The sequence below is a fragment of the Asticcacaulis biprosthecium C19 genome (assembly GCF_000204015.1).
Classification (GTDB): Bacteria; Pseudomonadota; Alphaproteobacteria; order Caulobacterales; family Caulobacteraceae; genus Asticcacaulis; species Asticcacaulis biprosthecius.
In genome coordinates this window covers 1,196,677-1,209,915 of sequence record NZ_GL883077.1, presented here as the reverse complement: position 1 = coordinate 1,209,915, position 13,239 = coordinate 1,196,677, and the positions used below count along the sequence as shown (strand labels likewise).

Below are 13,239 nucleotides of genomic sequence, written 5' to 3'. Positions count from 1 at the left end.
TAAGGTTCAGGCATAACTCATCGGCCATTCGACGGCAATCCGTACGGCTTCCAGCGCAGGTCCAGGGTGTATGGATAATCGGATCCGGAAGCCCGGGCGCCGGCTACCACACCATATGGCTGAGGACATCGGCCTGGACAGCGTTCAGCACGGTGACAGTGTTACCTCCGCCTAGGGTGATGACCACATTCAGCCCGACCTGGGCCACCATCGCGGCATTGGCCACGCCGCCCGTATAGGCGTTGATATTGACCATGTCGTTGTCGGCGCCGCTGAAGTCGTTGACCGTGTCCTTTCCGCTCAGGGCGTTGAACAGGAACACATCCGCCCCCAGTCCGCCAGTTAAGAGGTCATTGCCGATCCCGCCGTCCAGAACATTGGCGCCGCCATTACCGGTCAGCGTGTTGGCCAAGGAATTGCCGGTGGCGTTGATGCTAGCGGCCCCGGTCAGGGTCATGACCTCGACCGCGCGCCCAAACAACGAATAGCTCACCGTCGAGAACACCGTATCCGTGCCTTGAAAGTGCAGTTCGGCGACATTGTCGAAAAAATTATCGACATAGTAGGTGTCATCGCCCAGGCCACCGGTCATTTTGTCGCCGCCGGTACCCCCGTCCAGCACATTGTTACCCGCCGTGCCATTCAGGGTGTTGTTCAGCGAATTGCCGGTGCCATTCAGGTTGCCCGTACCGGTCAGGGTCAGGGTCTCGACTGCGCGACCAAACAAGGCATAGCTGACGGAGGCAAAGACCGTATCCGTCCCCTGATGGTGCAGTTCCGTGACGTTGTCATAAAAGTTGTCGACATAGTAGGTATCGTCGCCCAACCCGCCGATCATCTGGTCACCGCCGGTGCCGCCGTCAAAGCTGTTGTTGCCGGCATTTCCGGTCAGCCGGTTGTTCATACCATTGGCGGTGACGCTGAGATCACCATCGCCCAGCATAATCAGGTTTTCCACCGCCCGGCCAAACAAGGAATAGCTGACCGAGGTGTAGACAGTGTCCGTGCCTTGACCATGCGGTTCGTTGACCTTATCGCCGACATCATCGACATAGTAGGTGTCATTACCCATGCCGCCGGTCATGGTGTCGGCGCCCGCGCCACCATCCAGGGCGTCATCGCCATCATTGCCCGTCAACAGGTCAGCCCCGCCCAGACCGTTGATAACGTCATTGCCAGCCGTTCCTTCCAGATCATCTGCTAGGTCGGTACCATCGATCGACGGCACAGCGGCAAAGATCTTCTGCATGATCTCGCCCTTTTTGCCGGCGTCCTGATTGTACCAGGTGACGACAAATCCACCCTCGGCCAAGGCCACAGCGTACGGCATGTATTGCAACGAAACCGTTCGGGTATTGATCTGAAACTCAGCGCCGACCTTGGCGCCCGCCGCATCAAACTGCTGGCCGTAGCAGCCGATGCCGCTGCCATCCTGAAAATAGCTGTTCCAGACGATAACATAGCCACCATCCGTCAGAGCGGTCACCTTGGCATCACGCTGGGTATTCGTCAGGTAGGTGTTAACCAGGGTCTCACTGCCGACCTTTGCCCCCGCCGCGTCAAAGCGCTGGGCGTAAATATCGTCAAAGTCATTGCCATTCTGCCCCGTGCTATGCCAGGTAATGACAAACCCGCCGTCGCTCAGTCCGGTAGCAAAGGAGACTTCCTGGGCCTGTGGCAGATGTGTATTGACCATGAACTTTTCGCCGACCTTGACGCCGGCGTTGTCGAAAATCTGGCCATAGACGTCATTGCTGTGGGTCCAGCTGATGACATAGCCGCCGCCGGTCAGGCTGGCAATCGTCGGATACCAATACTGACCTACCGTAACGGTAGGATCGACCTGGGTTGGCGTGCCGCGTGCACTGCCATCGGCGTTGAATTGTTGCGTCAGGACTTCATCGGCAAGAAAACCCGACGTGTAGTGACGCGTCCACGCCAGAACATAGCCACCATCTTCCAATGTGGCCGCAACGGGCGTCACGGTGTTGAAATAGCGTGCCGTGATGGTACCCGCTACGATCCGCGTTTCGGCGCCAACGGCCGCGCCATCGACATCGTAACGCTGGGCAAACAGTCCAGCCAGCGGCAGACCATCGACCATACCGGCCCCGACCCAGACGATGACAAAGCCACCATCATTCAACGCCACAACTTCAGATTCGGTCTGAACATCGATTAGGGTGGTGTTGACAAATATTTCGCCACCGATTTTTTCGCCTGCGGCATTGAATCGCTGGGCAAAGGTGTCAGCGTTGGTGGTGGCACCAAAATTGGTCCAGGTGATCACATAGCCGCCATCGACCAGCTTCGTGGTCGAGTGGACAGCACTGATGGAGTTGGTCGAAGGAACGCTCACGGGTAATTCCGTGCCGGGCACAATCATCGCGGTCATGTGGAAAAGCCTTATGGGGCAAGACCTCGTCGCCGAACCATATCGGCACGCTCAGGTCATCTTGTGCGGTAAGATGTGCGTGATCGTGCGCGCTGTGCCAAGTTACAAAAGCTGTCAGAAAAACGGCGCTATCGTCGACCCGCGTTTTTCCAACCTTGAAATGCCACCGGCTGTTGCCTTGGGGCAAAGAAAATCGTCAATCAGTAGGGCTTCCAGCGCAGGTCCAGGGTGTGCGGGTAGTCCGGGTTGATCTCCGCCGGCGGAATTTTGAGCTTGCCCGGCGTGTGGGTCGGAGCTTCGAAGCGCGACAGACGGCGGCCCTCCGCCTCGTTGTCATTCAGCGGCAGGACGTCGTAATTGCGCCCGCCGGGGTGCATGACGTGATAGCGCGCGCCCCCCAGCGACCGTTCCAGCCGGGTATCCAGGACATCGAACATCAACGGTGTATTGACCGGCAGGTTGGGATGCAGGCTGGACCACGGCGCCCACGCCTTGTAACGCACACCGGCCACCTGAACATCGGCATCGCGGGTGCGCGTCAGCGGCAGACGGCGGCCGTTACACGTGACGACATGCTGCGAGCCGATCCCGCCCAGCAGCCGGACCTCCATGCGCTCAACCGAGGAATCCACACCGCGCGACGTGCCGCCGGCGGCAGATTCTTCGCCCATCACCGGCCACGGTTCCAGGGCGTTCTTCAGCTCCAGGGTAATGCCGCCGATCTGAACCGTACCCACGGTCGGGAAGCGGAAATCGAAGAAGGGAATGAACCAGTCGCGTCCGAACCTGAACCCGGCGGCGTCGAGATAGTCCAGAACTTCGAGCAGATCCTCTCGGACATAGTGGCCGAGCATGTAGCGGTCGTGAAGCTGCGTCCCCCAGCGCACCAGCGGTGCGCGGTACGGCTTTTTCCAGAAGGCGGCCACCAGAGCGCGGATCAGCAGCGACTGGATCAGGTTCATCTGCGGATGCGGCGACATCTCAAAGCCGCGCATTTCGAGCAGGCCCAGGCGCCCGCGGTCGGAATCGGGGCTGTACAGCTTGTCGATGCAGAATTCGGCGCGGTGGGTATTGCCGGTCAGGTCGACCAGCAGGTTACGCAACAGCCGGTCAACCAGCCAGGGCGCGCTTTCCTCTGAACCGTCCGGCAGATTGCGCAGGGCGATTTCGAGCTCGTACAGGGCCTCATGGCGGGCTTCGTCGATGCGCGGCGCCTGGGACGTCGGCCCGATATAGAGGCCCGAGAATAGGTAACTGAGCGACGGATGGTTCTGCCAGAAGGTGATCATCGAGCCCAGCACGTCCGGGCGGCGCAGGAAGGGCGAGTCTTCGGGTTTCGACGCCCCCATGACGATGTGATTGCCACCGCCGGTGCCGATGCGTTTGCCGTCGATCATGAACTTGTCGGCGACCAGACGCGCTTGGCGGGCCTCATCATAAACGGTGTTGATGATGAACTTCAGTTCGTCCCAATTGCGCGCCGGCTGGATATTGACCTCGATCACGCCGGGGTCAGGGGTAACCGACATGCTTTCGATGCGGTGATCGCGCGGCGGGGAATAACCTTCAATAACGACCGGTATGTTCTGTTGTGATGCCACGGCTTCGATAGCGTGGATCAGGTCGAGATAGTGCTCAGCATAGGTCAGGGGCGGCAGGAACAGGAACAACTGGCCGTCGCGAATTTCGGCGCAGAGGGCGGATCGGACCAGTCCGTTGGGGCCACTCTCCTCCCCATGACGATGGGGAGGTGTCGGCGAAGCCGACGGAGGGGTCTGGTTCAGCCTGGCGCTGTAGGTCTTCACGGCTTCGGCCGCATCGGGGAGCGGATCGACCGCGGCAAAAGGCGAGCGCGGCGGAAAGAAATGCACCTCGGCCAGTTTGGCGTCGACCACCGGCAGAGCACCCAGAGGCAGGCGCAGACCGACGGGCGAATCGCCCGGGATCAGCATCATCCGGCCGGCCTTGAACGACCAGGCATTGGACAGCCAGCCATTGGTTTTCGCCGAGAAGGTTAGAGGCAGGACATAGCCGGTCGGCTTGCCGACATTCTCGTCCAGCTTGGCCTGCAGGCGTTTGCGTTCCGTGGCTTCGAACAGGTCGGCGGTCAGCAACTCGCCTTCCAGCGGGATGCGCTGTTCCTTCCAAAGCAGGTATGGCAGGTCCTCATAGGCGGGCACGACATGGACCGCGCCTACACCCAGGGCATCGGCCAGGGCCGAGACAAAGGTGTTGGCGGCTTCGGGCTTCAGCTCACCCTTGGCCTCCGGATCGGCCAGCAGCTTTGCGTCCAGCCACACCGGCTTGCCATCAGCGCGCCAGTACATGTTCATGGCCCAGCGCGGCAGGATTTCGCCCGGATACCACTTGCCCTGAGCGTGCTGCGCCAGGGGAGAATTGGCGAACTTGGCAGCCAGGCGCTGGAACAGGTCGTAGCCCAGCTTCTTCTTTTCCGGCGACAGGGCGGTAAAATGCCATTCGTCGCCGATGCGGTCGTCCAGGCTGACAAAGGTCGGCTCGCCGCCCATGGTCAGGCGGACATCCTGCTTGTCGAGCGCGGCGTCGACCTTGTGGCCCAGGGCGTCGATGGCCTTCCATTCGCTTTCGGCAAAGGGTTTGGTGACGCGGCGGCTTTCATAAATGCGGTCAACCGTCATCTTGTGGCTGAAGGTCGAACGGGCAGCTTCGTGAGCGCCGCTGATCGGTGCCGCCGAGGTCGGATTGGGCGCACAGCACAGGGGTATGTGCCCCTCGCCGGTGAACATGCCCGAGGTCGGGTCCAGGCCGATCCAGCCGGCGCCCGGCAGGTAAACTTCGTACCAGGCGTGCAGGTCGGTGACGTCTTGGGATACGCCCGACGGCCCGTCGAGCGATTCGATATCGGCCTTTAGCTGGATTGAGTATCCGGAAACGAAACGCGTCGCCAAACCCTTGTGGCGCAGGATCTGCACAGCCAGCCAGGCCATGTCGCGGCACGATCCCTGAAGCTTGTTCAGGGTGTCGGCCGAGGTCTGGATGCCCGGCTCCATGCGCAGGGTATAGCCGAGATCTGTATTGAGTTTCTGGTTGAAGGCGACCAGGAAATCGACCGTGGCCCAGGCACCGCCGGACGGCGCAAGGTCGGGAATCGAGCGGACATAGTCCATCAGGACATCGTCGTCTTCCTTGATTTCCAGATAGGGCGCCAGTTCCTCTTTCAGCTCAGCGGCATAGGTGAAGGGGACGTGAGTGGCGGAATCTTCGAGGAAAAAGTCGAACGGATTGAAGACCTTGATCTCCAGGACCAGGTCGACCTCGACCTTGAAATGGTTGGTCTTTTCCGGAAAGACGATGCGCGCCAGCCAGTTGCCGAACGGATCCTGCTGCCAGTTGATGAAGTGGTTTTCCGGGGAAACCTTCAAGCTGTAGGACTGGACGTGGGCGCGGGTGTGCGGCGCAGGACGCAGACGGATGATCTGCGGGCCTAAGGAAATCGGCCGGTCGTAACGGTAGTCGCTGACGTGATGCTGCGCCGCCAATATACTCATGCCGTACCCAACTCCTTGGAAACCTTAGCTTCCGCAACGAAACGTTTACGGAATCGCAAAAAAAGTGTCATGTGACGTCGTCGGCCACTAGACAACCGCTTTGTAAAAAAGTCTAGTTGCATTGCAACAAAGAGGAAGAGTTCCTTGAGTGCCATTTCGAGTGATATTTTAGCTTTCAGCTTCGACGGTCTGAGTTCGCCGTCGATCGACCTCAAGTTCCGTAAGGGACCGCAGAAGGGCGAACACACACTCGGCTGGGGTTTGACCTGGTATCCCGGTGACAATAAGGGTGCCGTGGTCGCCAAGGATCCATCAGCGCGGGACACCAAGTCCCTGCGCGGCGCCATGCACGACTGGGATTCGTTCCGGTCAACCGTCTTCTTTTGCAAGGTCCGCGGGGCGGCCACCGGCTATACCCACCTGGAGACCCAACCGTTCTCGCGGGCGTTTGCCGGCCAGGACTGGGTCTTCATGCACAATGGCGACCTCGATAAGACGGCGCTGAACAAGCTGCATTTCAACAAGTCCATTTTTCTGGAACCGATGGGGCGTACCGACTCGGAAGCCGCCTTCTGCTTCCTGTTGGGCAAGGTCCAGGACTATGGCGCCAGAACCCTCGCAGAAGTCGATCATCAGGTTTTGCTGAGCTGGTTCCTGCAGCTCGACGACCTGGGCTCGGCCGACATGATCCTGTCGGATGGAACAACCGTGGCGGCGTTTTTCGGGTCGCAGTCGGTCGAGACCCAGCTCTACTATTCTCGTATCAAGCCGCCGCATTCCGAAGCGGGCTACCATTCCGATTCGGCGACGTTTGCGCTGAACAATCCGCGCGACACCTTCCGGACCGCTCTGGTGTTCAGCTCGACTCCGTTTCACCGCGGCGACTGGAAGCCGATGCAGAAGGGCCAGCTAATCATCGCCCGTCGCGGCGCCATCGTCTGGACCAACAAGAAGGACGAAAAGCAGACGACCCTGCCGCAGGTCAGCCACGAACAGGACGGCCATCTGCAAGGTGTCACCGTTCCGGCCGAAAAGCCGCGCCATGCCCCCGGCCGCGGCTTTGCCTCGCAGCAGGCCCAGGCGCAGCAGCTCAGCATCGTCCAGTCGCTGCAACAGATGAAGGCCGTCCAGCACAATGTGCTGAGCCCGCGCGCCATCACCCATGCGCCGGACGGCTCGCCCCTCACCTATCGTCTGTATGACGTCACCCATTCAACCGAATACGCTTATGAGCATGAGGTCGAGCATTCGACCCATTCGTTCCGCCTGATGCCGCTCGAGGACCTGGTCCAGGAGGTGATGACGTGCACCCTGTCGCTGTCGTCGGAAGGTGAGGATGTCCGTTTCGAGGACGTCTTCGGCAACCAGACCCTGCATTACAGCATCATCAAGCCGTATAAGAAGCTGACCGTATCGTGCCGGTCGCTGGTCAAGGTCTATGGCCAGGCGCCCGACGACTATTCGGTCGGCCAGCGTCAGGCCTTCATCCCGCTGACCATGATGCCGTGGCAGCAGGTGATGATGGAGCCCTATCTGCGGCCGCCGGAACTGCCCGAGACCCAAATCCGCGAACTTCTGGTCTATGCCATGAGCTTTGCCGAGCGCAACGGCCAGCACCTGATGGACACGCTGAACGACATCAACCAAACCATCTACCGCGATTTCCGCTATGTGCCAGGCTCGACCTCGCTGCGGTCGACGCCGTTCGACGTCTACGCCTCGCGCGAAGGCGTGTGCCAGGATTTCGCCAACCTGTTCATCTGCCTGGCCCGGCTTCTGGGCGTAGCGGCACGGTATCGGGTGGGGTACATCTTCACCGGCGCCAATTACGAGAACAAGATCCAGTCCGACGCCTCGCACGCCTGGGTGGAGATCTACATCCCCTATCTGGGCTGGCGCGGCTTCGATCCGACCAATGGCTGCCGCGTCACGCAGGACCACATCCGCGTCGCCGCCGGCCGAAACTATCTCGATGCGACCCCGACTTCCGGCACCATCTACCGCGGTGGCGGCAAGGAGACGCTTAGGGTCCAGGTCACGATGAACGAGGTCTTCAACTAAACCTCATGCCAAACAGTGGATTGCCACTTTTTGGCATGAGGTGTCGAAACATACTTTTTGCTTTTGCCAGGGGCATACCGTTTGACGCTTGAGACATACCAGACCAATGGTTTCTACGACGAGTTGTTCGAGCGCGACGGCAAGCCGCATGCCTCGGCCAAACCCCTGGTCGACTGGATCGACACCTTAACCCGTCCCGACCTGAAACGGCGCCAGACGGCGGCCGAGGACGCGCTGTACCAGTCCGGCAATACCTTCAACGTCTATGGCGACAAGAAGGGCACCGAAAAGATCCTGCCCTTCGACATCATTCCGCGCGTTGTCACGGCGCGCGAATGGGACAAGCTGGAACGCGGCATCGCCCAGCGCATCACGGCTTTGAACCTGTTCATCCAGGACATCTATAACGACCAGAAAATTATCAAGGACGGTGTCATCCCGGCCGAAATGATCTTTTCGTCAGCCTGTTACCTGAAACCGTGCGAGGGTCTGAAGCCGCCCAAGGGCGTATGGACCCATATTTCCGGCACCGACTTCGTGCGCGATGCGGACGGAGAGTTCTACGTGCTGGAAGACAATCTGCGTTGCCCGTCGGGGATTTCCTATGTGCTGGAAAACCGCGCGGTGCAGAAGCTGATCACGCCGCAGGCCTTTCACACCATGAAGATCCGCCCGGTCTCCAACTATGGCGACCAGTTGTACCGGGCACTGAAATACATTGCGCCGGACGGTCGTGGCGACGACGCCATCGTGGTGGTGCTGACGCCTGGCATCTACAATTCCGCCTATTTTGAACATGCCTACCTGGCCCAGCAGATGGGCGTGCCCCTGTGCCAAAATTCCGATCTGGTGGTCGATGACGACAAGGTCTTCATGCGCACAACGGGCGGTCTGGTGCGGGTCGATGTCATCTACCGCCGTATCGATGACGAGTTCATCGACCCGGACGTCTTCCGCAAGGATTCGCTGCTGGGCGTGCCCGGCATCATGCGGGCCTATATGAAGGGCAATGTCTCTTTGGCCAATGCGCCGGGCACCGGCATCGCCGACGACAAGGCCATCTATGCCTATGTGCCGAAGATCGTGAAATATTACCTGGACGAGGATGCCATCGCCCAGAATGTCCGCACCTTTATCTGCGAGGACGATGCCGAGCGGTCGTACGTGCTGGACAACCTGGACAAGTTGGTCGTCAAGGCGGTCAACCTGTCGGGCGGCTACGGCATGCTGATCGGTCCAAAATCGACAAAAGCTGAGCAGAAGGAATTCGCCGAGAAGATCAAGGCGAAACCGCGGGACTATATCGCCCAGCCGACATTAGCCTTATCGCGGGCGCCGACACTGTGCGGCAATGCCATCGAAGGCCGCCACGTCGATTTCCGCCCCTATTCGCTGTATTCGGACGGCATCTTTACCTTGCCGGGCGGGTTGACGCGGGTAGCCTTGAAGAAGGGGTCTCTGGTGGTCAATTCGTCTCAGGGCGGTGGGTCGAAAGATACCTGGGTGCTGGGCGAGGACGATCATATCCTGGAGGGCGGCGCATGAGGATGGCGCCCCCTGGAAACGTACTGAGACGTGCTTCTCTTCTCCTCCCCATTTTATGGGGAGGGGGACCGCGGAGCGGTGGAGGGGTGTCTTTGGAAATTTGCCTCAGCGCCGCAAGACGGCGACTTTTCGAGGTAATCCGTAAGGTCAGCGACAGCCTCACCTACCTGTACCCCTCCACTCCTTCGGGGTCCCCCTCCCCACTTCGTAGGGAGGAGGGAGCGTGTTTGTTCTGGTTTGCTGGTTCTGAAAGAAAGAAGGATATGGCTTCGTCAGTTACTTTGTCCGGAGCTGGCGCATGATGCTGAGCCGTGTCGCCAATTCGATCTACTGGATGGCCCGATATATGGAGCGCGCCGATAACGTCGCCCGCTTCATCGACGTCAATACCCACCTGATGCTGGACCTGACGCTGAACCGCGAGGCCACTCAGTGGTTCCCGCTGGTCGCCACCTCCGGCGACGACCAGACCTTCAGCCAGCGCTACAAGGTCGCCGACGAGCGCAACGTCTTGCGCTTCCTGACGTTTGACCAGAAGAACCCGAACTCGATCCTGCACTGCATCTACCGGGCGCGCGAAAACGCCCGCACGGTGCGCGAAGTGTTGCCGGTCGATGTCTGGGAAAAGATCAACGAACTGTACCACCTGACCCAGGCACATTCGCGCAAGCGCTCAGTCGCCGACCTGATGGACTATTACACCCAGGTTCGCCGCACCGGCCACCTGATGACCGGGCTGATGTACAACACCATGTCGCGCAGCCAGGGCTGGCAGTTCGCCCACCTGGGCCAGATGCTGGAACGCGCTGACAAGACGGCCCGGCTTTTGGACGTCAAATACTTCCTGCTGCTGCCGCAAACCTCCCTGCTCGACACACCGTTTGACGCCGTTCAATGGGGCGCGGTGCTGAAGTCAGTCCACGCGCTGGAAATGTACCGCCAGCGCTTCCACACGATCAACTACAAGGACGTCACCCAGTTCCTCCTGTTCGAAAAATTCTTCCCGCGGTCGGTGGCTTTCTGCCTGGACGAGGCGGCGCAGACCTTGTCCAGGCTGTCGCAGGGGATCGAGCGGCCGAACAAGGCGATCATCGAGATGGCCATCCTGACCAAGACGATCGCGGCCTCAGAAGCCACCCAGGTCATCGCGACCGGGTTGCATGAGTTCATCGACGTGCTGCAGTACAATATGAACCTGGTCGATGAGGCGATCTATGAGAGCTTCTTCAAGGATTGAGCGATATCGACAGTTTCAGCGTTAAGCGTGCAAGCCTTGCGTTTTTCTAATTCGTCCGTATATTCGGATTTGTTAGAGCGTGGAACATGACCGATAGAACCTATTCCGTAAATGAGGCTGCCTTTGTTACCGAGCGCTCGCCCAAAGCGCTGACCCGTGAGTTTGACGAAGGCGTGCTCACTGCGGATGCCAAGGCCCAAGGGCTGAAAGGCGGGAAGTCGCGTCAGTTCGGGCGGCCGGAGCTTCGGTTTTTTCGCCTGATGAAGCATTGGGAAAAGGACTTCACGCCGGATGGCCGGCGCACGGTTTTCGATTCCGTGCGTAAGATGGGGCCTCGGCAAAAGGTCTTGGAACTACGCAATGCCCGTTACGACATGGCGCCAATCGATGCCGAACTGAAAGCGCGTGAAACCAGTCTTGAGGACCTTCGCGGCAAGTTCGTCAGCCGTGATGGCGATGTATTCTTCAAGGGCAAGACTATTTCCGCCTACCGGGTGGCGGCGCTCAGCAAGTCGCAGTCGGTGGGAGAGATCGCCCAGGACTATCCGTCGCTGAGCCCGAAAATGATTCAGGACGCCATCGATTTCGAGATGATCTATCCGAAGAAGGGCAAACCGTATCCTTCCCGTAGCCTGAAGCGCACATTGGCCGAAGCTGGCGAGACGATTGATCCCGCGCTTCTTGACCTTATGTTCGGTGACGAGCCCGATCCGTCGCGTGACGATTGACCCGGTATCTGCTCGACAACAACGTCGTGCGGGGCATGATGGCGAACAATCCCGAGGTCATGAAATGGCTTGGGACAGTCGATGATAGCGATATCTGGCTTGCCTCCCACACGATTTACGAAAGCCGTAAGGGCATCGAAAGGGAACTGAAGAAGAACCCGGTCAATCCAGGTGCGTTGAAGGGCCAGGCCTTTCTTGATGACCTGGAAGCACGGTTCAAGGATCGCATCGCGCCGTTCGATGCCGTAGCGGCCAAGGAAGCTGCCCGGTTGGTCGCAGACAGCGGCGCGAACGAGAAGGATCGGATGTATGTGGCCGTAGCCAAGGTGAACGACATGACCCTGATCTCGCGAAACGCCAAGGATGTAAAAGGACTGGGTGTGCCCGTTCTAAATCCCTACACCGATCCGGTCGACCGCTTTGACCGCGTGGGCAAACGGCGCGCATGAGTTCGTCGACCTGCTGCAGTACAAGTCGTTGAGTCTGCGGCAACGGACTGAAACCGGGGCTGCCTGTCAAAAGTTGACACTGGCCGCTTTAATTTCTCGGCGTTATTCGCTTATGACGCATTCGAACAAATCCGGCATTCCACACGGCGTCACCGAAATCCAGGGCGGCAGAGGTTCGGCCCGGCTAATTTTTCGGACGATTCACGGATCTCCTCACAATTATAGGTAGTTTCCGATTCTGGTGGCAGGCTCTTGTTAGGGTTAATTGTGGTTAACACCTCCTCCTTGGCCCTTGCAAAACCTTAACTCAGTGCGACCCGTGAATTCGTCAAGACCGCCGTCGACCGGCTGGGTACCGCCGCATCCCTGCCAGGCTAATAAAAAAAAGCACAATGCGCGGCGGTCTTGACGGGCCCATTCAGTCTTTCCGTGATTTTTGAAAGCGCCAGATGACAACCATAGCCGAGCGAACCAAGTTCCCCCAGGTGCTGTTGATTGAGGACAATCACGGCGATGCCCTGCTGGTCCAGCGGGCCTTCAAAAAAGCCGCCATCCCCGGCAACGTTACGGTCGCCCCGACGGCGGAGATTGGCCTCTGTATTCTGCGCCGCGAGGGCGGTTTCTCTCACACCCCCTACCCGGACCTCATCTTGCTGGATGTCAACCTGCCCTACATGGGAGGCGGTGAGTTTCTCGAGCTCGTGAAGGCCGACCCGGAGCTCAGGTTGATCCCCGTGATCATTATGAGCAGTTCGAAAGCCGAGAGAGATATCCAGTCGACCTATAAGACCTATGCCAATGGCTTCGTCATCAAGCCCTTCATTGCGCATGAGTATGACGACGTCATCAAGTCCATCGAAGACTATTGGTTTCAGCTCAATGAAACACCGGAAACGCACGCTCCCGTTCCACCCGCAGCGCACGCGAAAGCTGCTTTGCCGGCTTATTAGAGCGCCGAGTACACCTACAACACCTACAGCCGCGACGTGAAAAAGCAGCTCGACACCGGCGGGTCGGAGCCTCAGTCCGCCGACGCCAGTTCGACCCGGGAAGAACGCTGCGGTCACGCCAGCGCGGCGGTCTATACCTACACGCAGGCCGCCCAGATCAGCGAGACCATGACCCAGGTCCTGCCCCACGGCGGCGGGGAATATTATACCGCTGCCCTGGAGATGCGGGATGCGGCCTGCGATGTCGCGCAGAAGGTCAAGGACCTGTACAACCAACAATGCGGATAGGGCAGCCCTGCGGTTAGGACGAATTCCGATGCCCAGGCATCGCATCCGCACCCCATAAT

General features: G+C 59.4%; 9 protein-coding genes. 7 read left to right on the top strand and 2 right to left on the bottom strand.

The window, feature by feature from the left end; genetic code table 11:
- Nucleotides 1-103 precede the first annotated feature (103 nt).
- Entirely contained in the window at nucleotides 104-2,359 is a 2,256-nt protein-coding gene (locus ABI_RS23445) for a calcium-binding protein (protein ID WP_157138713.1), read from the bottom strand.
- A gap of 236 nt (nucleotides 2,360-2,595) precedes the next feature.
- A complete protein-coding gene (locus tag ABI_RS05880) occupies nucleotides 2,596-5,922 on the bottom strand; it encodes a transglutaminase family protein (protein ID WP_006271950.1) in 3,327 nt (1,108 codons plus the stop codon).
- Between the two features lie 144 nt (nucleotides 5,923-6,066).
- On the opposite strand from ABI_RS05880, the gene ABI_RS05875 reads away from it, so the two are divergent.
- The 7 genes from ABI_RS05875 to ABI_RS05845 all read left to right on the top strand — a co-directional run bounded on the left by ABI_RS05875 (nucleotide 6,067) and on the right by ABI_RS05845 (nucleotide 13,180).
- Entirely contained in the window at nucleotides 6,067-7,983 is a 1,917-nt protein-coding gene (locus ABI_RS05875; protein ID WP_006271949.1) for a class II glutamine amidotransferase, read from the top strand.
- Nucleotides 7,984-8,064: 81 nt separating this feature from the next.
- Nucleotides 8,065-9,528 (top strand): circularly permuted type 2 ATP-grasp protein, encoded by a 1,464-nt coding sequence (locus ABI_RS05870; protein ID WP_006271948.1) that lies wholly within the window; start codon nucleotides 8,065-8,067, stop codon nucleotides 9,526-9,528.
- Between the two features lie 298 nt (nucleotides 9,529-9,826).
- Complete coding sequence (locus tag ABI_RS05865; protein WP_006271947.1) at nucleotides 9,827-10,765, top strand: alpha-E domain-containing protein; 939 nt, start codon at nucleotides 9,827-9,829, stop codon at nucleotides 10,763-10,765.
- Between the two features lie 86 nt (nucleotides 10,766-10,851).
- Nucleotides 10,852-11,493 carry a DUF433 domain-containing protein gene (locus ABI_RS05860; protein ID WP_006271946.1) on the top strand — a complete coding sequence of 214 codons (642 nt, stop codon included), beginning with the start codon at nucleotides 10,852-10,854 and terminating at the stop codon, nucleotides 11,491-11,493.
- Entirely contained in the window at nucleotides 11,490-11,942 is a 453-nt protein-coding gene (locus tag ABI_RS05855; RefSeq protein ID WP_006271945.1) for a PIN domain-containing protein, read from the top strand. Before ABI_RS05860 ends, ABI_RS05855 begins: the two co-directional genes overlap by 4 nt.
- A gap of 449 nt (nucleotides 11,943-12,391) precedes the next feature.
- A complete protein-coding gene (locus ABI_RS05850) occupies nucleotides 12,392-12,892 on the top strand; it encodes a response regulator (protein WP_050808205.1) in 501 nt (166 codons plus the stop codon).
- Nucleotides 12,893-12,928: 36 nt separating this feature from the next.
- Complete coding sequence (locus tag ABI_RS05845) at nucleotides 12,929-13,180, top strand: hypothetical protein (protein WP_006271942.1); 252 nt, start codon at nucleotides 12,929-12,931, stop codon at nucleotides 13,178-13,180.
- Nucleotides 13,181-13,239: the final 59 nt, after the last annotated feature.

Coding starts and splice junctions, on each gene's coding strand:
- ABI_RS05850 (WP_050808205.1), top strand. CDS start 12,392: ATGACAACCATAGCCGAGCGAACCAAGTTCCCCCAGGTGCTGTTGATT.
- ABI_RS05880 (WP_006271950.1), bottom strand. CDS start 5,922: ATGAGTATATTGGCGGCGCAGCATCACGTCAGCGACTACCGTTACGAC.
- ABI_RS05865 (WP_006271947.1), top strand. CDS start 9,827: ATGATGCTGAGCCGTGTCGCCAATTCGATCTACTGGATGGCCCGATAT.
- ABI_RS05860 (WP_006271946.1), top strand. CDS start 10,852: ATGACCGATAGAACCTATTCCGTAAATGAGGCTGCCTTTGTTACCGAG.